Consider the following 20,588-nt stretch of genomic DNA (forward strand, 5'->3'; position numbering starts at 1 on the left):
TCGACGCCCCCGGAATCGATTGAGGGCATTTTCATGGCACCGAGTCATCCAGGTACAGCTTCACGGTTTCGCGGGTCAGCGACATGACTTCATGGGTCAAACCGTTGAAATCCGTCTCGCCATGCTCCAGGTAGCCGTCACTGCGCTTGACCACATAGGCCACGTGGCCGCGTGGGCGGCCGGTGTCGTTATCGATGATTTGCAGGCGGTCGCTGTACAGCGGCAACGGCTCGATCCGCGGCACCAGGGGCGAACGACCGATGACAATCGGCTCGGGCTGCCATTGCACCGGGCGCTCGCGGTGCCGGGCCACTTCGGTGAGCACCTGGTCGACCGGCAACTGCAGGGTTTTCGAATAGTAGGCATCGTAAAGAAACGCGGTAATGCTCAGTTTGCAGGGGACATGCGCCTTGTCCGCCAGCAGGCGCTGGATCGCCGGCTTGAGCAGTTCGGTCTGCGTGCTGCGGTCCGGGGTGGTCTTGTAGAAATGCGCGTTGACCACGTAGTTGTAGCCCTTGATTTCGGAGATGCCCTCGAAATCGACACCGCCAACCAGGCTGTAGATCATCGCATGGCCAACGGTGAAATCCTGGTCATCGTCCAGAGCGCAGGTAAACCACTCGCCGATCTGCCCGTCGCCGGTATGCCGTTCGAACAGGCTGATAATCTCTTCGTCGCTGCGAAAGCGCAGGGAGTAAGAACCATCGTGATAGGTGAACGAGGTGAATTCCAGCGGCATCGACTCGATACCGTGGCTGCAACCGCCAAGCGCTAGCGCAGCGCCCAGGGCGCACGCGGCGAGGCGTAAAGAGGGGGCGAACAAAGGGGCGTCATCCATGAGCAAGCGAGGCGCGCAAGAATGCCCAAGGCCGCGCCCGCCAGCAAGCATTTCCGCGCCCGCAGGCGGCAACGATGGGCTACAGTTGCCGAGGAACCCCCTGCCCCGAGGCCCCATGGCTTTCCATCGACTGACCCGCACCCACCCGCGCCTGAGTTTTTCTGCCGTTGCCGGCTGCCTGGGCGGCTGGCTGATTCCCGCCGACAATCTGGTGCAGCACATCCTCACTGGCTGGAACATCGGCGTCTGGCTGTACCTGCTGCTGGTGCTGTGGCTGACCCTGCGCGCCAGCCCCGAGAAGGTACGCGAAGTGGCCTGTGTCGAAGATGAAAACGCCGGCCTGGTGCTGCTCACCGTCAGCATCGCAGCGATCGCCAGCCTTGCCGCAGTGACCCTGCAACTGGCCGCCAGCCGCGGCCTTGCCGGTGGCCCGCAACTGCTGCACTACGCCTACACCGGCTTTACCATTGCCGGCTCCTGGCTGATGATCGGCACCATCTTCAGCCTGCACTACGCCAGGCTGTTCTACACCGCCGGCAGCAAGGAGCCTTTGCTGCGCTTTGCCGATGGCGAGCTGAACCCCGACTATTGGGACTTCCACTACTTCTCGTTCACCCTCAACGTCGCCGTGCAGACCTCGGACGTGGGCGTTGCCGACCGGCAGATGCGCCGTATCGTCCTCGCCCACTCATTGGTGGGTTTCGTGTTCAACACCGCGATTCTGGGCTTTACCATCAACATCGCCGCCGGCCTGTTGAACTGACGGCACGCCTTCAAGCACCTGCATGGCGCAACGGGCGATGCGCTGGCAGGCCTGCTCCAAACGGTCGCTGTCGAGCACCAGGCCAAAACGCAGGTGGCCGGCGGCGCTGGGGCCGAAGGCGTCGCCAGCGAGCACCGACACCCCATGCTCCTCCAGCAGACGCTCGGCAAAGGCCTGGGCGCCAATGCCGGTCTCGCGGATATCGATCATCACGAACATGCCGCCATCGGGCTTGTGCACGCGGATGCCCGGGCAGCCGTCAAGGCTTGCGCAAACCCGGTCGCGCCGCTCGCGGTAGCGCTCGCGCATCTGCCGCACCTGGGGCAGGTCTTGCTCCAGGGCCACCTGGGCGGCGTCCTGGATAAAATCCGGCAGACCGTACAGCATGCACAGCGCCAGGTTGCTCAAGTGCTCGGTCAACTGCTGCGGGCCGATCACCCAGCCGACCCGCCAGCCCGACATGGCATGGGACTTGGACAGACTATTGATGGTCGCGCTGCGTTCGGCCATGCCCGGCAGGCTGGCCGGGCTGAAATGCTCGCCCTCGTACAACAGCTCGCTGTAGACCTCATCGGAGATCAACCACAGGTCGTGGTCGATACACAGCTGCGCCAGGCGCTGCCAGGTGGCCTTGGGCAAGCTGGCGCCAGAGGGGTTGTGCGGGCTGTTGAGCAGCAAGGCGCGGGTGCGCGGGGTAATACGCCGGGCGATGTCGTCAGGGTCGACCCTGAAGCCCTGCTCGGGGCGTACCGGCACCGGCACCAGCCTTGCGGCGCAGGCACCGAACACCGCTTCGTAGGTGACATACATGGGCTCGGCGACGATCACCTCGTCGCCCGGGTCGAACAGGCACTGGGCCACTCCATACAGCGCGCATTGCGCCCCGGCCAGCACCACCACTTCCAGCGGGTCGACCGGCTGGCCGCTGTGGCGGGTGTGATGGGCGGCGATGGCGCGGCGCAGGGCCTCGCTGCCGCGCACATCGGAATAGTGGGTGTGGCCGCCGCGCAGGCTGTCGATGGCGGCGTCGACTATTGGTTGCGGGGTGTCGAAGTCCGGGTCGCCAATCGACAACAGGATGATATCCCGGCCCTGGCCTTGCAGTTCGACGGCACGGTAGTGGATGTTCCAGGCAGCAGCACCGTCACCGGCGATACGTTGGGTGAGCGCGGAATAACGCATGGACGGTCTCCTTGACTGAACCTGGACGCGCCATTGGTCTGAAACTCCCAGGCAAGCATCCCAGCCGACTGCCGGTAAAAATAGCAGAGCGGCGCCATGGCAGGCGGGGAAATATTGCCAGCAAACGTTTGCCGCCAATACCAAAGTGGTCGCCGCGCCTGCCGGGGAACGTGAGCGGGGTCAAACTCTCGACAAACCGTCATCATCCTGGGCCGACACTGGCGCCATCAATGCTATGTTTAGGTTTCCCGCCGGGTCGCACCGACCCGCCCATTCTTGCGTGAGGTTCACCGTACAAGGAGGCCGGCATGAACAAGCTGACGTTCCCCAACGCCTGCCAGATGATGCGCTGGCATTTCCATCCGCTGGGCTTCGAGGCCAGCATGGACGCCCCGCGCAGCATGGTGGCGCGCCTGTTCGACCGGGCCACCGGCGAAACCCTGCTGGCGATTGCCGGCATTCCCTGCGCCACGCTGATGCACGCGGCAGACGTCGAGCGCATCATCGAAGCGGTGGAGGCCGAACTCGAGGCCTTCGAACCGTCCTGCAACCTGCGCGCCGTCGGCTGATCAGCTGACAACCCGGGGCTCGCGCCCGCGCTCGATATCGGCGATGAAGCGCTCGGCCGGCTGTGGCTGGCCGAGCAGATAGCCTTGCAACGAGTCACATCCCAGGCGGGTCAGGAAGCTCTGCTGGCGGTCGGTCTCGACCCCTTCGGCCACAATCCGCAAGCCCAGGGCCTGGCCCAGCGCGACGATGGCCGAAACGATGGCAGCGTCGTCGCTGTCCTGCTCCAGATCTCGCACGAAGCCGCGGTCAATCTTCAATTCGTTGGCCGGCAGGCGCTTCAAGTACATCAGGCTCGAATAGCCGGTACCGAAGTCATCGATAGACAGGTCCACACCCATGTCCGAAAGCCGCTGCAGCACCTGCATGCTGGCGTCGGCATCGCGCATGGCGGTGGTTTCGGTGATTTCCAGGGTCAGGCTGTTGGCCGGCAACTGATGACGCGCCAGCACCCTGGCAACGCTCTCGACCAGCCCGGTGTGGCAGAACTGGATGGCCGACAGGTTAACGGCGATGCGCCAGTTGCTGTGGCCCCGGTCGATCCAGATGCGCATCTGCCGGCAGGCCTCGTCCAGCACCCACTCGCCGATGGGGATGATCAGGCCGGTTTTTTCCGCCTGGATGATAAATCGGTCAGGCAGCAGCAGGCCATGTTGCGGGTGTTCCCAGCGCAGCAAGGCCTCGGCGCCGATCGGCTGGCACTCGAGGGCGTCGAACTTGGGTTGGTAGTACAGGCGGAACTGGCCCTGCTCCAGGGCCACGCGCAAATCCTGCAGCAGTTGCAGTTGCAGGCGGGCGTTGCTGTTCATCGACACGTCGAAGAAGCTGTAGCCGTTCTTGCCGGCGCTCTTGGCGTGGTACATGGCCGCATCGGCGTTGCGCAGCAGTTCGTGCTGGTCGATACCATTGCCCGGGTAGAGGACGATGCCGATACTCGCCGAGATCTGCAGGTTCTGTTCAGCAACGCGGAAGCTGCGCGAGATCAGGTTGACCTGCTTGGCCGCCACGCCCACGGCGTCGTCGGCTTCCTGCAGCTCGACCAGCAGCACGAACTCATCGCCGCCGATCCGCGCCAGGGTGTCCTGGCTGTGCAGGTGGCCGCGCAGGCGCAGGGCGACTTCCTTGAGCAACTGGTCGCCCATGTGGTGACCGAAGGCATCGTTGACCGGCTTGAAGCCGTCCAGGTCGATGAACATCAGCGCAAAACAACCGCCCTGCTCGGCCACCTTGCTGATCGCCTGGTCGATACGGTCGGCCAGCAGCGTACGGTTGGGCAGGCTGGTGAGGGTGTCGTGCAGGGCCAGTTGGGTCAGTTCCTGGTTGGCCAGGGTCAGCGAGCGGGCAAGCTCGGCGGTGCGCGCTTCCAGGCGCGCATCCAGCACCGAGGTCAGCAAAGCTGCGGCCAGCACTGCCAGGGTGGTGATCAGCACCAGGTAATCCAGGCCGTTGCCGCTCAGGCCGCCGCCCAGTGCGCCGCAGTAACTGCCTTCGGGGAAGTTCGCCGCGGCCATGCCGGTGTAATGCATGCCGACGATCGCCACGCCCATGATGATCGCCGCGCCGCCACGTAAATGGCGCACATAAAGGGTTTGCTGGCGCAGGCGGAAGGCGATCCACAACGCCGCTGCTGAAGCGCCGACAGCGATCAGCAACGAGGCGCTGAACAGCGCGGGGTCGTAGTCGATGCCCGGGGTCATGCGCAGCGCGGCCATGCCGGTGTAGTGCATGCTGCTGATGCCGGTGCCCATGATCAACGCGCCAGCGCCCAGTTGCAGCCACGGCAAGGTCGGCTGGCTGACCAGCCACAGGGCGAAACCCGACGACAGCCCGGCGATCAGCAGCGACAGCAGGGTCAGGGTAATGTCATAACCGAGCTCGATCGGCAGGTTCAGGGCGAGCATCCCGATAAAGTGCATCGACCAGATCCCGATGCCCATGGCCAGCGCCCCGCCACCGATCCACAGGTACACCGCACGGCCCTTGGCGGTGTTGATCCGGCCGGCGAGGTCGAGGGCGGTATACGAAGCAAGGATGGCCACACACAGCGAAATCAATACCAGCGACGAAGAGTAACTACCGATCAGCATGAGGCCTTCCACAACCCGTAGACCGGGCACTGGCGAGGCCCGGATAAAAGCCGATGATTGTACTCAACCTTTGGCGAAACGCACGGAGTTTTCGGTGGAAGATGGCAATGAAGAATCACTGCCATCTCAAGTGATTTCTAGCAGAAAAATACTTTATTAATCAATAAGATATATGACTTTATTAATGTGAAAAGCAAGAACCCAGTGCAGCTTGCACCACAAGCTAACCTACCGAACAAACAACATTAATAAATCAACTTATACCTTTGATTTATATTGATTAATTAACACTATCCTGCTCGGCAAACGCCGCCTGCGCCTCCCAGCCCCCGCCCAGCGCCGCGATCAACTGCACGCTGGCTACCAGCCGCCCCTGTAGCAGGTTGAGCACGCTGCGCTCGTTGCTCAGGGCGGTGGTCTGCACGTTGACCACGTCCAGGTAAGCGATCAGCCCGGCCTTGTACTGGTTGTTGGTCAGGCGCAGGGATTCGCGGGCCGAGGCCAGGGCTTCGCTGCGCACCCGCGCTTCGTCTTCATAGACCTTGAGCTGTACCAGGTAGTTTTCCACTTCCTTGAAGCCGTCGAGCACGGTCTGCCGGTACTGGGCCACGGTCTGGTCGTAGACCGCTTCGCTGCGGTCGACTTCTGCCGCGCGCTGGCCGGCGTCGAACAGGGTCATGGCCAGTTGCGGGCCAACCGACCAGAAGCGGTTCGGCAGGCTGATCCAGTCGCTGAAGCTGCTACTGCTGTAGCCGCCGCTCATGCTCAGGGTCAGGTCCGGGAAGTAGGCGGCGCGGGCCACGCCGATGCTGGCGTTGGCCGACATCACGTTACGCTCGGCCTTGGCGATGTCCGGGCGGCGCTCCAGCAGTTGCGAAGGCAAGGCCAGCGGCACTTGCGGCAGGGCCGGGATGTCCTTGCTGTCGGCCAGGGCGAACTCGGCCGGGGCCTTGCCGAGCAGCACGGCAATGGCGTTTTCCAGCTGCGCGCGCTGCCACACCAGGTCGATCAGGTCGGCCTGGGTGCTTTTCAGCTGGGTCTGCGCCTGGGCCACGGCGTCCTTGCCCGAGACCCCGGCACGGTACTGGTTCTCGGTCATTTTCAGCGAACGCTCATAGGCCTCGACGGTGGCCTCGAGCAAGCGCTTCTGTTCGTCGATCACCCGCAGTTGCAGGTAGTTCTGCACCAGTTCCGACTGCAGGCTCAGACGGATCGCCGCCATGTCGGCGAGGCTGGCCTCGGCGCTGGCCTGGTTGGCGGCCAGGCCGTCACGCAGTTTGCCCCACAGGTCGGCCTCCCAGCTCACCCCCAGCTGGGTGTTGTAGGTGTTGCGGATGCCGCTGCTGTTGTTGCTCAGGCTCGAACTTGAGCTGCCGGTGCCCTGGCTGGAGCGGGTCTTGCCGGCCGACAGGTCGAGGCTTGGGAACAGTGCGCCGCGGGCGCTACGCACCAGGGCCTGGGCCTGGCGGTACTGGGCTTCGTACTGGGCGACGGTCTGGTTGCCGGCGTTGAGCTGCTCGACCAGGCCGTTGAGCTGGGCGTCGCCGTACAGCTCCCACCAGGCGCCGCGAGCGATGGCGTCCGAGGGGTTGGCCTGGGTCCAGCCTTCGGCGTGCTTGAAGGCCACCGGTGCCGGGGTTTCGGGCCGGTGGTAGTCCGGGCTCAGGGTACAGGCGCTGAGCATCCCCAGGCACAGGGCCGAGGCCAGCAGGCGCGAGCCGCGGGCAGCCAGCAGCGGCTGCAGCGAACGGTCGGAAAGAAGCGGACGTCGGGTCATAGCGGGGTTTCCAAAGCAGCGTCGGTACGCACGCCGCGCCAGCGGTTGAAGCGATGGCGCAGGCGGTCCAGATAGAGGTAGACCACCGGGGTGGTGTAAAGCGTGAGGATCTGGCTGAAGACCAGCCCGCCGATGATGGTCAGGCCCAGCGGCTGGCGCATCTCAGCGCCTTCGGCGTGGCTGAGCAGCAGCGGCAAGGCGCCGAGGATGGCCGCCAGGGTGGTCATCAGGATCGGCCGCAGGCGCAGCAGGCAGGCACGGCGGATCGACTCCTCCGGGCTCAGGTGCTCGTGGCGCTCCAGCTGCAGGGCCAGGTCGATCATCATGATCGCGTTCTTCTTCACCACGCCAATCAGCAGGAACAGGCCCAGCAGGGAGATCAGGCTGAACTCGCTGCCGACCACATACAAGGTCAGCAAGGCCCCTACCCCGGCCGATGGCAGGGTCGAGAGGATGGTCAGCGGGTGAATGTAGCTTTCGTAGAGAATGCCCAGCACCAGGTACACCGCCAGCAAGGCGCCGAGGATCATGAACGGCTGGCCCTTCTGGCTTTCGGCGAAGGCATCGCCGGTACCGCCGAGCTTGGCGATCACGTCCTCGGGCAGGCCGACCTTGGCCACTGCCCGCTCCACCGCGGCCAAAGCCTGGTCCTGGCTGTAGCCTTCGGCAATGTCGAAGTTGATGCTCTCGGAGGCAAACTGGCCTTCGTGGCTGACGCGATCATCGGCCAGGCTGTTCTGGTAATGGGCGAAGGTGGACAGCGGTACCCGCGCGCCATCGGCGGTGATCACCTGGACCTGCTCGAGGGTGCGCGGGTCCTGGGCATATTTGGGGTTGATCTCCATCACCACCTGGTACTGGTTGAGGCTGTCGTAGATGGTCGAGATCTGCCGCTGACTGTAGGCATTGTTGAGCACCGAGGTGACCATGCTCATGTCGATGCCCAGGCGCTTGGCCTGCTCGCGATCGACCACCAGGGTGATCTGCTGGGTGCCGCCGCCTTCACGGGCGTCGATGGCGGTCAGCTCCGGCAGGCTCTTGAACGCCGCAACCACCTTCGGGTACCACTCGCGCAGGGCCGAGAGCTCGCTGCTTTGCAGGGTGTAGAGGAACTGCGAGCTGCTCTGGTCGCGACCGCCGCCGAACTGCAAGTCCTGGTCGGCCATCAGGAACAGCCGCCCGCCGGGCACCTTGGGCATCTCTTTGCGCAGGCGCTCGATGATCTTCTGCGCCGAGACCTTGCGCTCGCTGATCGGCTTGAGGCGCACCAGTACCATGGCGTTGTTGGTGCCGCTGTTGCCACCGATGAAACCGGCAACGCTTTCCACTGCCGGGTCGGCCAGCAAGGCGCGGCGGAAGATCTCCATCTTCGGCTGCATGACCTGGAACGACAGACCGTCGTCGCCGCGGACAAAGCCCATCAGCTGGCCGGTGTCCTGCTGCGGCAAAAAGGTCTTGGGCACTACCACGTACAGGGCGATGTTGACCGCGATGGTCACCAGCAGGCTCAACAGGGTCAGGCGCCGGTGGCGCATGACCCAGTCCAGGCTGCGCCCGTAGCCGGCCATCATGCGCTGGTTGAGCTGCTCGCTCCAGCGTTGCAGGCGGGTCTGTTGCCCCTCGGCGTGGGGCTTGAGCCATCGCGCGCAGAGCATCGGCGTCAGCGTCAGCGACACCAGCAGGGAGACCAGGATCGCCACTGCCAGGGTGATCGAGAACTCGCGAAACAGCGAGCCGACGATGCCGCCCATGAACAGGATCGAGACGAACACCACCACCAGCGACAGGTTCATCGACAGCAAGGTGAAGCCCACCTCCTTGGAACCCATGTACGCCGCACGCATCGGCGGTACGCCTTCGTCGATATGCCGGGAGATGTTCTCCAGCACCACGATGGCGTCGTCCACCACCAGGCCGGTGGCAAGAATCAGCGCCATCAGCGACAGGTTGTTCAGAGAAAAGCCGCACAGGTACATGGCCGCGAAGGTGCCGACCAGCGACACCGGCACCGCCAGGGTCGGGATCAGCGAGGCGCGCAGGTTGCCGAGAAACAGGAACACCACCAGTACCACCAACACCACGGCGATGATCAGGGTGTGCTCGGCTTCCTTGAGGGTCGCCTTGATCACCGGCGAGCGGTCCATGGCCACGTCCAGTTTGACGCTGGCCGGCATCAGCGACTCCAGGGCCGGCAACTGCTCCTTGATTTTGTTGACGGTCTCGATGATGTTGGCGCCGGTCTGGCGGTTGATCACCAACAGCACCGCGTCCTGGTCATTGAAGAAACCACTGTTGTAGCGGTTCTCCACCGCGTCGCTGACCCTGGCCACATGGCTCAGGCGCAGCACCGCGCCATCCTGGTAGCGAATCACCAGCGGCTCGTAGTCCTTGGCTTTCTCCAGCTGGTCGTTGGCCTGCACCTGCCAGTTGCGCTGGCTGTCTTCGACAAAGCCCTTGGGCCGACGCTGGTTGGCGTTGGCGATGGTCTGGCGCACGTCGTCCAGGGACACGCCGTACTGGTTGAGCAAGTGCGGCTCGAGCTCGACCCGCACCGCCGGCAGCGAACTGCCGCCGATCTGCACTTCGCCGACCCCCGGCACCTGCGACAGGCTCTGGGACAGGATGGTCGAGGCCAGGTCGTACAACTGGCCCTTCTGCAGCACGCTTGAGGTCAGCGCCAGGACCATGATCGGCGCCTGGGACGGGTTGTATTTCTTGTAGGTGGGCATGCTGCGCATGCCGCTGGGCAGCAAGTTGCGCGAGGCATTGATCGCCGCCTGCACCTCGCGCGCGGCGGCGTCGATGTCGCGGCCCTGGTCGAAACCGAGGATCACCCGCGTCGAGCCCTGGCTCGAGCTGCTGGTAAGGGTGGTCACTCCGGAGATCGCGCCCATCGAGCGCTCCAGCGGCGTGGCCACGGTCGAGGCCATGACTTCGGGGCTGGCGCCCGGCAGGTTGGCCTGGACCACGATCACCGGGAACTCGATCTGCGGCAGCGGCGCCACCGGCAACAGGCCAAAGCTGACACCGCCAAGCAGCATGATCGCCAGGCTCAGCAGCATGGTCGCCACTGGGCGGGCGATGAACGGAGCTGAGAGGTTCATGGGCGGTAGCTCCAAGCTGCAAGCTGCAAGCTGCAAGCAGTTTGAGGTGACCTCTGCAACTGCGGTCCGGCACCAGACCGCTTGCAGCTTGCAGCTTGCGGCTTGGAGCTGGCGCCGATCATACCAAGTCTCCGGTCAAGCCACGGGAGCGAAGGCGCCTCGACAACCGATCAAAGTACAAATAGATGACAGGCGTAGTGAACAGCGTCAGCACCTGGCTGACCAGCAGCCCGCCAACCATCACCAGGCCCAGGGGCTGGCGCAGCTCGGCGCCGGAGCCGCTGGCGAGCATCAGCGGGATGGCGCCGAACAGTGCTGCCAACGTGGTCATCAGGATCGGCCGGAAGCGCAGCAGCGCGGCCTGGTAGATGGCCGCTTCCGGGGCCATGCCCTGGTTGCGCTCGGCCTCCAGGGCGAAGTCGATCATCATGATCGCGTTCTTCTTGACGATACCGATGAGCAAAATGATGCCGATGATGGCGATCATGCCCAGGTCGTTACCGGAGAGGATCAACGCCAGCAAGGCGCCCACCGCCGCCGACGGCAGGGTCGAGAGGATGGTCACCGGGTGGATGTAGCTCTCGTAGAGCACGCCAAGCACGATGTACATGGTCACCACCGCCGCCAGGATCAGCAGCAAGGTGCTCGACAAGGAGGCCTGAAAGGCTTCGGCCGCACCCTGGAAGCGGGTTTGCACGCCCACCGGCATGCCGATGTCCTGCTGCACCTGTTCGATGACCTTGACCGCCTCGCCGAGGGCCACGCCGTCGCCAAGGTTGAACGACATCATCACCGCCGGGAACTGGCCAATATGGGCAATCGCCAGTTGCGCCTGGCGCTGTTCGATGCGCGCCAGGCTCGACAGCCGCACCTGGCCGCCGTCGGCAGCCTTGACGTGAATCTGCTCGAGCACCTGCGGGCCGATGCTCGACGCCGCCTCGGCCTGCAGCACCACGCGGTACTGGCTGGCCTGGGTGTAGATGGTCGAGATCTGCCGCTGACCGAAGGCATCGTAGAGGGCGTTGGTGATGTCGGCGACGTTGATGCCCAGGCGGCTGGCGGCGTCGCGGTCGATCACCAGGAATACCTGCAGGCCCTTGTCCTGCAGGTCGCTGGCGACATCGGTGAGTTCCGGGCGTTGCTGCAGGGCATCGACCAGCTTGGCGCTCCACTGCGCCAGCAGCTCGGCATCCGGCGAGGACAGGCTGAACTGGTACTGAGTGCGGCTGACCCGGTCTTCGATGCTCAAATCCTGCACCGGCTGCATGAACAGGCGGATGCCGACCAGCTTGTCGACCTCCGGTTGCAGGCGGGCAATCACCTGGGCTGCGGTGAGGTCACGCTCGCCATGGGGCTTGAGGTTGATCAGCAGGCGACCACTGTTAAGCGTGGCGTTGTCGCCATCGACGCCGATGTACGACGACAGGCTCTGCACCGCCGGGTCCTTGAGGATCACCGCGCTGAGCTGCTGCTGGCGCTGGCTCATGGCGCTGAACGACACCGACTGCGGCGCCTCGGAAATACCCTGGATCACCCCGGTGTCCTGCACCGGGAAGAAGCCCTTGGGCACCACCAGGTACAGCAGCACGGTCAGGCCCAGGGTCGCCACGGCCACCAGCAGGGTCAGCGGCTGGTGGCGGAGCACCCACTGCAGGCCACGGCCGTAGTAGTCGATCATCCAGTCGATCCAGGCGCCACTGGCACGGTAGAAACGCCCCTGCTCTTCCTCCTTCGGTTCGCGCTTGAGCAAGCGCGCACACATCATCGGCGTCAGGGTCAACGACACCACCAGGGAAATCAGGATCGCCACCGCCAGGGTAATGGCGAATTCGCGGAACAACCGCCCGACCACATCGGCCATGAACAGCAGCGGGATCAGTACCGCAATCAGCGAGAAGGTCAGCGAAACCAGGGTGAAGCCGATCTGCCGCGCGCCTTTGAGCGCCGCCTGCATCGGCGTCTCGCCCTCTTCGATATGCCGCGAGATGTTCTCCAGCATGACGATGGCATCGTCGACCACAAAGCCGGTGGCGATGGTCAGGGCCATCAGGGTCAGGTTGTTGATCGAGAACCCGGCCAGGTGCATGACCGCAAAGGTGCCGATCAGCGACAGCGGCACAGCCACCGAGGGGATGATGGTGGCGCTGAAGCGGCGCAAAAAGATGAAGGTGACCATGACCACCAGGGCGATGGCGATCAGCAGCTCGTGCTGCACGTCCTTGACCGAGGCGCGGATGGTCTGGGTACGGTCGGTGAGCACGCTGACGTCCAGGCCCGCCGGCAGGTTGTCGGTGATCGACGGCAGCATCGCCTTGATCCGGTCGACCACCTCGATGACGTTGGCCCCGGGCTGGCGCTGGATGTTCAGCAGCACCGCCTGGTTCTGGTTGGCCCAGGCCGCCAGGCGCTCGTTTTCGGCGCCGTCGACGATCTCGGCGACATCCTTGAGGCGCAGCGGCGCGCCGTTGTTGTAGGCGAGAATCAGGTTGGCGTATTCCTCGGGCGAACGCAGCTGGTCGTTGGCGTCGAGCATCGACACCCGCGTCGGGCCATCGAAGTTGCCTTTGGGCTGGTTGACGTTGGAAGCGCCGATCAGGGTGCGCACGTCGGCCAGGTTGAGCCCGGCCGAGGCCAGGGCGTCGGGGTTGACCTTGATCCGCACCGCCTGGCGTTGGCCGCCGGCGATGCTGACCATGCCGACGCCGCCGATCTGGGCGATTTTTTGCGCCACGCGGGTGTCGACCAGGTCGTTGAGCTTGGGCAGCGGCATGGTTTTCGACGAAATCGCCAGGGTCAGCACCGGCGTGTCGGCCGGGTTGACCTTGTTGTACACCGGTGGCGCCGGCAGGTCGCCGGGCAGCAGGTTGCTGGCTGCGTTGATCGCCGCCTGCACCTGTTGCTCGGCAACATCCATGTTCATGTCCAGGCTGAAGCGTAGGGTCAGCACCGAGGCGCCACCGGAGCTGGTCGAGGCCATCTGGGTCAGCCCGGGCATCTGCCCGAACTGGCGCTCAAGCGGCGCAGTGACCGCGCTGGTCATCACCTGGGGGCTGGCGCCGGGGTACAGGGTCATCACCCGGATGGTCGGGTAATCGACCTGGGGCAGCGCCGCCACCGGCAGCATCTTGTAGGCGATCAGGCCGGCCAGGACAATGGCCAGCATGCTCAGGGTGGTCGCCACCGGGCGCAGGATGAACAGCCGCGAGAGGTTCATGCGCCGGCCTTGCCCTGTGCGCCGTCAGCGGCGGAGGCTTCTTTCTTGTCCTGGCCCTGCAGGTGCTGGCCAGGGGTGACCGGCACTTCGGCGCTGTCGTTGACCACCTCGACCTCGCTGCCATCACGCAAGCGGTCGGTGCCTTCGAGCACCACCCGCTCGCCCTTGGCCAGGCCTTCGTTGACCACGGTGAGATCACCATCGCTGGCGCCCAGCGTGAGCTTGCGGATGCGTACCTTGTTGTCGCCTTCCATGACATAGACGAACGAGCCGTCGGTGCCGAACTGGATCGCCGCCGACGGCGCCATCACCACACCCTTGAGGGTATCGGCGAGCAGGCGCACGTTGACGAACTGATTGGGGAACAGCGCTTCGTCCTGGTTTTCGAAGAAGGCCTTGAACTTCAGGGTGCCGGTGGTGGTGTCGATCTGGTTGTCGAGGCTGCGCAGCACGCCGGCCGCCTGTTGCTTGCTGTCGCTGCGGTCCCAGGCCTCGACCGGCAACTGCGCGCCGCTGCGGTAGCGCGCCAGCACCGTGTTCAGCTCTGTTTCCGGCAAGGTGAAGGCCACGGTGATTGGCTGGGTCTGGGTGATGACCACCAGCGCGGTGGTGTCGTTGGCCGCCACCAGGTTGCCGACGTCCAGCTGGCGCAGGCCCAGACGGCCGCTGATCGGCGCGCGGATGCGGGTGAAGTCGAGGTTAAGCTTGGCGTCGCCTACCGCCGCCTGGTTGGTCTTGATCGTGCCCTGGTACTGGCCGACCAGTGCCTCCTGGGTATCGAGGGTCTGCTTGGCGATGCTGTCTTCGGCGAACAGGCCTTTATAACGCTGCAGGTCGATCTGGGCGTTTTTCAGTTGCGCCTGGTTCTGCGCCAGGGTGCCTTCGGCCTGTTGCAGGGCGATCTGGTAGCTGCGCGGGTCGATCTCGGCCAGCAGGTCGCCGGCCTTGACCTTCTGGCCTTCCTGGAAGTTGACCTTGACCAGTTCGCCGCCGACCCGGCTGCGCACATTCACCGTGTTGGTCGCGGTCACCGTGCCCAGGGCCTTGAGGTATACCGGGAAGTCGCCAACCGTGGCCGGCTCGACCCGTACCGGTACCGGCCCGCCGAACGCGCCAAAACCCGGCCGCCCGCCCTTGCCGCCCGGCGCGGCACCGGCCTTGTGCGCCGCCGGCGACGGCCACAGCCACCAGCACAGGCCGGCGACCAGCAGCAGGATCAGCAGGCCGACAAGCCAGCGACGAGGGGAACGGGAACGAGAAAGCATCGGTTGATCGACCATTGTGCGGGAAAGAATTCTTTTCAGGAGGCTGAACGATAAGCACTGCAGACAGATAAGCAAAGCGCCTTTACCGGCACTTTACCTTGAGCTTACGTAGCTAACGTAATGAACTATAAATAAAAACGGCCTGGACGAGGGCCAGGCCGTTACATCTCTTCGCAATTCTTCGCGGGGCAAGCCCGCTCCTACAGGGATGGTGTAGGAGCGGGCTTGCCCCGCGATCGGCTGTCACTGTTACTTCAGAACAGCCAGGGCAGCCTCATAATTCGGCTCTTCGGCGATTTCGCCAACCAACTCGCTGTGCAGCACCTTGTCGTTCTCGTCCAGCACAACAACGGCGCGGGCAGTCAGGCCGGCCAGCGGGCCGTCGGCGATGGCAACACCATAGGCTTCCTTGAACTCAGCGCCGCGCAGTGTCGACAGGTTCTGCACGTTCTCCAGGCCTTCAGCACCGCAGAAACGCGCTTGCGCGAACGGCAGGTCGGCGGAGATGCACAGGACGACGGTGTTGTTCAGCTCGTTGGCCTGGGCGTTGAACTTGCGAACCGAAGTGGCGCAGGTCGGGGTGTCGACGCTTGGAAAGATGTTCAGCACTTTGCGCTTGCCGGCCAGGGAAGCCAGGGTCACGTCGGCAAGGCCTGCACCAACCAGGGAAAACGCAGGTGCCTGGGCGCCGACTTTCGGCAGTTCGCCTTTGACCTGAACCGGGTTGCCTTTAAGAGTCACTTGAGCCATGAACGAAGTCCTTATGCGGGGGTGATTAAAGGACCAGAGTTAACCATGAAAGTGCCCGTCTACCTATGGGCGAATGTTAAATTGTTGAATTGCCAGACAACTTTTGTGGACAATCTTTAGTTGTCCGGGAGCCGATTGCCGGCTCCCGAATCAGGCATTTCAGCTCAGCAGCGAGTACACCAGCGCCGAGATGGCCACCAGGCCCACGGCAACGACGAAGACGTTGGACATCTGCCCGCGGTACTTGCTCATCGCCGGCACCTTGCGGATGGCGTACATCGGCATCAGGAACAGGATCGCCGCGATCACCGGGCCACCGAGGGTCTCGATCATGCCGAGGATGCTCGGGTTAAGGGTGGCGACGATCCAGCAGATGATCAGCATGAAGGCTGCGGTCATGCGGTCCAGGGCTTTGGCGCCCGGGCGCTTGCCGGTCTTCAGCACCAGGCCTTTGAGGCCTTCGCTGGCACCGATGTAGTGGCCCAGGAACGACTTGGCGATGGCGATGAAGGCAATCAGCGGCGCGGCGAAGGCGATGGTCGGGTTGCTGAAATGGTTGGCCAGGTACGACAGGATCGACAGGTTCTGCGCCTTGGCTTCGGCCAGTTGCGCCGGGGTCAGGGTCAGTACGCAACTGAACACGAAGAACATCACCATGGCCACCATCAGCAGGTGGGCGCGGCACAGGATCTGCCCGCTGCGCTCATCGGCATGCGCGCCATAACGGCGCTTCTGGTCAACGGCAAAGGCCGAGATGATCGGCGAATGGTTGAACGAGAAGACCATCACCGGAATCGCCAGCCACAGGGTATGCAGGAACGCCGAGCCCGAAGGCATTTCGGTGGCGGTGCTGAGGATACCGCCGCTCCAGTGCGGAATCAGGAACACCGCGAGGAACGCCAGGGCGACGATGAACGGATAGACCAGCCAGCTCATGACCTTGACCGTGGCCTGCTCGCCGCAGCGCACGATGGCCAGCAGGCCGAGGATCAGCACGAACGACAGCAGCGCGCGCGGTGGCGGCTCGATGTGCAGCTGGTGCTCCATGAAGCTGCCGACGGTGTTGGTCAGGGCCACGCTGTAGATCAGCAGGATCGGGAAGATGGCGAAAAAGTACAGCAAGGTGATCAGGGCACCGGCACTCAGGCCGAAATGCTCTTCGACCACGTCGGTGATGTCGGCGCCGTCGCGCCCGGAGAGCACGAAGCGGGTCAGGCCGCGGTGGGCGTAGAAGGTCATCGGGAACGCCAGCAGCGCCAGGATCAGCAGCGGCCAGAAGCCGCCGAGGCCGGCGTTGATCGGCAGGAACAGGGTCCCGGCGCCGATCGCCGTGCCAAACAGGCCCAGCATCCAGGTAGTGTCCTGACGGGCCCAGCTGCCGAGGGCGGCGGGGGTCGATTCGAAGCGTTGTTCAACGCTTGGGGCCTGCTCATTCATCCGGGTGCAACTCCACTCGCAAGACTGCAACAGGGCCAGGAGTGGCTAAACAGACGCTTCGCCCCTCTTGACCATACAAAGAGGGGCGCGATTGTGCGCCGATTGGTTGCACTTGCAAAGCCCTGGCCGAGGAGTGGTTGCACCGAAGCTGCAAGCTATCAGCTTCAAGCTGCAAGAAAGGTTGTACCCACTCGCAGCTTGAAGCTGGAAGTGCCAGTTACCTTTGAACCGCAGCGAACGCCTTGGCCACTTGCTGCAGGTTGTCCGGACGCAGGCCGGCCATGCACACCCGGCCGCTGTCGATCAGGTACACACCGAACTCGTCACGCAGGCGACGCACCTGCTCGACGCTAAAGCCGGTGTAGCTGAACATGCCGCGCTGGCGCAGGAAGAACTGGAAGTCCTGGCCCGGCAGCAAGTCACCCAGGGTATCGACCAGGGCCTGGCGCATGTCGAGGATACGCAGGCGCATCTTCTCCACTTCCGCCTCCCACTGGGCATTGAGCTCAGCATCACCGAGCACCGCGGCCACCAGCTGGGCACCAAAGCTTGGCGGACTGGAGTAGTTGCGGCGCACGGTGGCCTTGAGCTGGCCGAGCACGCTTTGTGCAGTATCGCTGTCGTCACAGACCACCGACAGGCCGCCAACCCGCTCGCCATACAGCGAGAAGATCTTCGAGAACGAGTTGCTCACCAGGCACGGCACGCCGGCGCGGGCCACTTCACGGATGGCGTAGGCGTCTGCGCCCAGGCCTTCGCCAAAGCCCTGGTAGGCGATGTCGAGGAACGGGATCAGGTTGCGCGCCTTGAGCACTTCGATCACTTGCTGCCACTGCGCCTGGCTCAGGTCGACGCCGGTGGGGTTGTGGCAGCACGGGTGGAGCAGGACGATGCTGTTGGCCGGCAGGCCGTTGAGGGTGCCAAGCATGCCGTCGAAGTCGACGCCGCGGCTGGCCGGGTCGAAGTACGGGTAGGAGTTGACCTTGAAACCTGCGCCTTCAAAGATCGCCCGGTGGTTGTCCCAGGTCGGATCACTGACCCACACCTGCGACTCGGGGAAGTAGCGCTTGAGGAAGTCGGCACCGACTTTCAGCGCGCCGGAGCCGCCGACGGTCTGTACGGTGGCCACACGACCGGCCTCGACCGCCGGGTGGCCGGCACCGAACAACAGCGCCTGGATCGCTTGGCGGTAGCTGTTCAGGCCTTCCATCGGCAGGTACATCGAGGCTTCGTGAGGCTGGGCGGCAAAGCGCTGCTCGGCTTCGCGCACCGCGGCCAGCTGTGGCACCACGCCTGCGGCATCATAATACAGGCCGATGCTCAGGTTGACCTTGGCGCCGCGCGGATCGGCCTTGAAGGTCTCCATCAGGGAGAGAATCGGATCGCCGGCATAGGCATCGACATGTTTGAACACAGCGCACAGCTCCTTGGGTCAGGACAGTTCGGACTAAAAGCTGTGTCGAGGATACCTGTACTGGCGGCCGAGGAACATTACCCTTGGTGCAACTGATTTGTGCATGTATGCACGGTAATCGGCTGGCTGCCCTACCCCGCCAGGCCCTGTAGCTGCTCAAGCTCCGCCACTGTCAGGGTCACGCCCTGCTTCGCCGACTGCTCGCGCTCGCGAAAACGCCGCTCACCCGGCATGCGCTGCAGGCCCACCGCCTGCATCTGCCGCACCAGCTCGCGGCTGCGTTCAGCAAAGCGGTTACCCACTGAGCGGGCCGGGTCGATGACGATGATCAACTGCCCGGTCCAGGGCGTTTTCGCGCCTGGGTGCTGCGACCAGTCGAACTCGAACGAGAAGTTGCCGCCGGTCAGCGCCGCCGCCAGCAGTTCGACCATCATCGACAGCGCCGAGCCCTTGTGCCCGCCAAACGGCAGCAGCGCGCCGCCATCGAGAATCGCCTGCGGGTCGCAGGTCGGTTCGCCTTTATTGTCGACGCCCATGCCTTCGGGCAGCCGTTCACCCTTGCGCGCGGCGATCTGCACGTCGCCATGGGCCATGGCGCTGGTGGCCATGTCGAAGACGATCGGGTCGCTGCCGGCGCACGGCGCGGCAAAGGCAATCGGGTTGGTGCCAAACAGCGGTTGCCGGGCGCCATGGGGCACCACGCAGGTCATGCTGTTGACCACGCTCAGGGCCACCAGGCCTTCATCGGCAAAAGGTTCGACATCCGGCCAGAGGGCGGCGAAATGGTGCGAATTATGGATCGCCAGCACGGCGATGCCGGCGCTGCGGGCCTTGGCCACCAATAGCTTGCGAGCCGCGGCCAGCGCCGGCTGGGCAAAGCCGCCCTTGGCATCGACGCGCACATAACCGCTGGCGAGGTCTTCGACAGCGGGTACGGCCTGGCCATCGACCCAACCACTTTCCAGGGTCGAGACATAACCGGGAATACGGAACACACCGTGGCTGTGAGCGCCATCGCGCTGGGCGCTGGCGCAGTTGAAGGCCAGGGCCTGGGCGACCGCTGCGCTGCATCCATGGCGGACGAAAATACGCTGCAACAAGGCCTGCAGGTCGGCAAAGGCGATCTGCGCGACAGCAGTGTCGGGACGTGCGGACATCTGAAGCTCCCTTATTGGATTTGGAATGGGCGACAGCGATGGGCAATGGCCAGACTTTCCTCCAGTGACAGCAAACTGTCAAATGTTGACTTGATGACAGAAAACATTCATTTTCTGTTTCCACGTGCCACCGCCTTCGAGTATCGCCCTGTGAGCCAACCGATCAAACAGCGCCTGGAACACAGCCTGCACAACGCAGCGGCGTCGGGGCGCAAGATCGCCAGCTACATGCTCGCCCACCTCACCGACCTGCCGTTCGAAACCTCCGCAAGCCTGGCGGCGAAAATCGGCGTCAGCGAGTCGAGTGTCGGGCGTTTCTGCCGCTCGCTGGGTTACGAGCACCTCAAGGCCCTCAAGCACGATCTTAAAGACGACCTCGGCGAAGGCCCGTGGCTGGTCGGTGATCGCCTGCAAGAATTTCGCCAACGCCATGGCCAGGATGCCGCCGGCCTGGCACGCAGCCTGGAGCAGGAGGTCGGCGCCCTGGTGCGGGTTTACGAATACAGCCGCACCCCGGCCTGGAATACCGTCAGCCAGCGCCTGGCGCAGCGGCGCAAGGTGTTTATCGCCGGTTTTCAGACCGAGCGCGGCATCGCCCAGTGCATGGCGCACCTGCTGCAATACCTGCGCGACGGCGTGCAGGTGGTCGATGGCAGTGCCGGGCATTTTGGCGAGGTGCTGCTCAGTGACCCGGCCGACTGCGCCCTGGTGGTGTTCGAGGCCCGCCGCTATTCCCGCCATGCCCTGAACCTGTGCCGCAAGGCGCATGCTGCGGGCATTGCCGTCACCCTGGTGACCGACACTTTTTGTGACTGGGCCGATGCCAACGCCAGTGAGGTGTTTCGCATCCCCACCGAATTCAATCTGTTCTGGGAGTCCACCGCGACGATGCTGTCGTGGGTACACCTGATGGTCAACGAGGTCTGCAAGAAGCTAGGACCGGATGTTGAAAAACGCTTGGAAGCAACTGCAGCTCTACACAACGAATTCGTTGGCTACACGTCAACGAGCAAACAATAGCAAGAGTGCAAAC

Annotated in this window: 14 protein-coding genes; 3 read left to right on the top strand and 11 right to left on the bottom strand. The window is 64.1% G+C overall.

Features of this window, described 5'->3' with window-relative positions; translation table 11 throughout:
• Window positions 1–31: 31 nt before the first annotated feature.
• Entirely contained in the window at window positions 32–838 is an 807-nt protein-coding gene (locus tag LOY54_RS14770; RefSeq protein ID WP_258606901.1) for a hypothetical protein, read from the bottom strand.
• Between the two features lie 115 nt (window positions 839–953).
• On the opposite strand from LOY54_RS14770, the gene LOY54_RS14775 reads away from it, so the two are divergent.
• Window positions 954–1,601 carry a DUF1345 domain-containing protein gene (locus LOY54_RS14775; RefSeq protein ID WP_123566602.1) on the top strand — a complete coding sequence of 216 codons (648 nt, stop codon included), beginning with the start codon at window positions 954–956 and terminating at the stop codon, window positions 1,599–1,601.
• Here LOY54_RS14775 and LOY54_RS14780 read toward each other — a convergent pair.
• Window positions 1,527–2,783 carry a pyridoxal phosphate-dependent aminotransferase gene (locus LOY54_RS14780; RefSeq protein WP_258606902.1) on the bottom strand — a complete coding sequence of 419 codons (1,257 nt, stop codon included), beginning with the start codon at window positions 2,781–2,783 and terminating at the stop codon, window positions 1,527–1,529. The two genes, LOY54_RS14775 and LOY54_RS14780, sit on opposite strands and share 75 nt — an antisense overlap.
• A 308-nt stretch (window positions 2,784–3,091) precedes the next feature.
• Between LOY54_RS14780 and LOY54_RS14785 the strand changes: the two genes are divergently transcribed.
• The gene (locus LOY54_RS14785) at window positions 3,092–3,352 is read left to right on the top strand and encodes a DUF1652 domain-containing protein (protein ID WP_258606903.1); all 261 of its coding nucleotides are present in this window, start codon (window positions 3,092–3,094) and stop codon (window positions 3,350–3,352) included.
• Here LOY54_RS14785 and LOY54_RS14790 read toward each other — a convergent pair whose 3' ends face one another.
• The 9 genes from LOY54_RS14790 to LOY54_RS14830 all read right to left on the bottom strand — a co-directional run bounded on the left by LOY54_RS14790 (window position 3,353) and on the right by LOY54_RS14830 (window position 19,555).
• A complete protein-coding gene (locus LOY54_RS14790) occupies window positions 3,353–5,437 on the bottom strand; it encodes a bifunctional diguanylate cyclase/phosphodiesterase (RefSeq protein ID WP_093382198.1) in 2,085 nt (694 codons plus the stop codon).
• A gap of 280 nt (window positions 5,438–5,717) precedes the next feature.
• Window positions 5,718–7,214, bottom strand: a complete 1,497-nt coding sequence (locus LOY54_RS14795) for an efflux transporter outer membrane subunit (protein ID WP_258606904.1) — start codon at window positions 7,212–7,214, stop codon at window positions 5,718–5,720.
• Window positions 7,211–10,318 carry an efflux RND transporter permease subunit gene (locus LOY54_RS14800; protein WP_258606905.1) on the bottom strand — a complete coding sequence of 1,036 codons (3,108 nt, stop codon included), beginning with the start codon at window positions 10,316–10,318 and terminating at the stop codon, window positions 7,211–7,213. Before LOY54_RS14800 ends, LOY54_RS14795 begins: the two co-directional genes overlap by 4 nt.
• A 118-nt stretch (window positions 10,319–10,436) precedes the next feature.
• Window positions 10,437–13,532 (bottom strand): MdtB/MuxB family multidrug efflux RND transporter permease subunit, encoded by a 3,096-nt coding sequence (locus LOY54_RS14805; protein ID WP_258606906.1) that lies wholly within the window; start codon window positions 13,530–13,532, stop codon window positions 10,437–10,439.
• Window positions 13,529–14,812, bottom strand: a complete 1,284-nt coding sequence (locus tag LOY54_RS14810) for an MdtA/MuxA family multidrug efflux RND transporter periplasmic adaptor subunit (RefSeq protein WP_309475648.1) — start codon at window positions 14,810–14,812, stop codon at window positions 13,529–13,531. The genes LOY54_RS14805 and LOY54_RS14810 overlap by 4 nt, the downstream gene beginning before the upstream one ends.
• A 234-nt stretch (window positions 14,813–15,046) precedes the next feature.
• Window positions 15,047–15,547 carry a thiol peroxidase gene (gene tpx, locus LOY54_RS14815; protein ID WP_045198249.1) on the bottom strand — a complete coding sequence of 167 codons (501 nt, stop codon included), beginning with the start codon at window positions 15,545–15,547 and terminating at the stop codon, window positions 15,047–15,049.
• A 159-nt stretch (window positions 15,548–15,706) separates the two neighbouring features.
• A complete protein-coding gene (locus LOY54_RS14820) occupies window positions 15,707–16,984 on the bottom strand; it encodes a serine/threonine transporter (RefSeq protein WP_045198247.1) in 1,278 nt (425 codons plus the stop codon).
• Between the two features lie 217 nt (window positions 16,985–17,201).
• The gene (locus LOY54_RS14825; RefSeq protein WP_258606908.1) at window positions 17,202–18,398 is read right to left on the bottom strand and encodes an amino acid aminotransferase; all 1,197 of its coding nucleotides are present in this window, start codon (window positions 18,396–18,398) and stop codon (window positions 17,202–17,204) included.
• A 131-nt stretch (window positions 18,399–18,529) separates the two neighbouring features.
• Complete coding sequence (locus LOY54_RS14830; protein WP_258606909.1) at window positions 18,530–19,555, bottom strand: Ldh family oxidoreductase; 1,026 nt, start codon at window positions 19,553–19,555, stop codon at window positions 18,530–18,532.
• Window positions 19,556–19,705: 150 nt separating this feature from the next.
• On the opposite strand from LOY54_RS14830, the gene LOY54_RS14835 reads away from it, so the two are divergent.
• Complete coding sequence (locus tag LOY54_RS14835) at window positions 19,706–20,575, top strand: MurR/RpiR family transcriptional regulator (RefSeq protein ID WP_045198460.1); 870 nt, start codon at window positions 19,706–19,708, stop codon at window positions 20,573–20,575.
• Window positions 20,576–20,588: the final 13 nt, after the last annotated feature.

The organism is Pseudomonas sp. B21-032 (genome assembly GCF_024748965.1).
GTDB lineage: Bacteria > Pseudomonadota > Gammaproteobacteria > Pseudomonadales > Pseudomonadaceae > Aquipseudomonas.

What these genes read in the sequence shown, in the direction of transcription:
- LOY54_RS14770 (WP_258606901.1), bottom strand. Translation starts at nt 838, where the DNA reads ATGGATGACGCCCCTTTGTTCGCCCCCTCTTTACGCCTCGCCGCGTGC.
- LOY54_RS14775 (WP_123566602.1), top strand. Translation starts at nt 954, where the DNA reads ATGGCTTTCCATCGACTGACCCGCACCCACCCGCGCCTGAGTTTTTCT.
- LOY54_RS14780 (WP_258606902.1), bottom strand. Translation starts at nt 2,783, where the DNA reads ATGCGTTATTCCGCGCTCACCCAACGTATCGCCGGTGACGGTGCTGCT.
- LOY54_RS14785 (WP_258606903.1), top strand. Translation starts at nt 3,092, where the DNA reads ATGAACAAGCTGACGTTCCCCAACGCCTGCCAGATGATGCGCTGGCAT.
- LOY54_RS14790 (WP_093382198.1), bottom strand. Translation starts at nt 5,437, where the DNA reads ATGCTGATCGGTAGTTACTCTTCGTCGCTGGTATTGATTTCGCTGTGT.
- LOY54_RS14795 (WP_258606904.1), bottom strand. Translation starts at nt 7,214, where the DNA reads ATGACCCGACGTCCGCTTCTTTCCGACCGTTCGCTGCAGCCGCTGCTG.
- LOY54_RS14800 (WP_258606905.1), bottom strand. Translation starts at nt 10,318, where the DNA reads ATGAACCTCTCAGCTCCGTTCATCGCCCGCCCAGTGGCGACCATGCTG.
- LOY54_RS14805 (WP_258606906.1), bottom strand. Translation starts at nt 13,532, where the DNA reads ATGAACCTCTCGCGGCTGTTCATCCTGCGCCCGGTGGCGACCACCCTG.
- LOY54_RS14810 (WP_309475648.1), bottom strand. Translation starts at nt 14,812, where the DNA reads ATGGTCGATCAACCGATGCTTTCTCGTTCCCGTTCCCCTCGTCGCTGG.
- tpx (WP_045198249.1), bottom strand. Translation starts at nt 15,547, where the DNA reads ATGGCTCAAGTGACTCTTAAAGGCAACCCGGTTCAGGTCAAAGGCGAA.
- LOY54_RS14820 (WP_045198247.1), bottom strand. Translation starts at nt 16,984, where the DNA reads ATGAATGAGCAGGCCCCAAGCGTTGAACAACGCTTCGAATCGACCCCC.
- LOY54_RS14830 (WP_258606909.1), bottom strand. Translation starts at nt 19,555, where the DNA reads ATGTCCGCACGTCCCGACACTGCTGTCGCGCAGATCGCCTTTGCCGAC.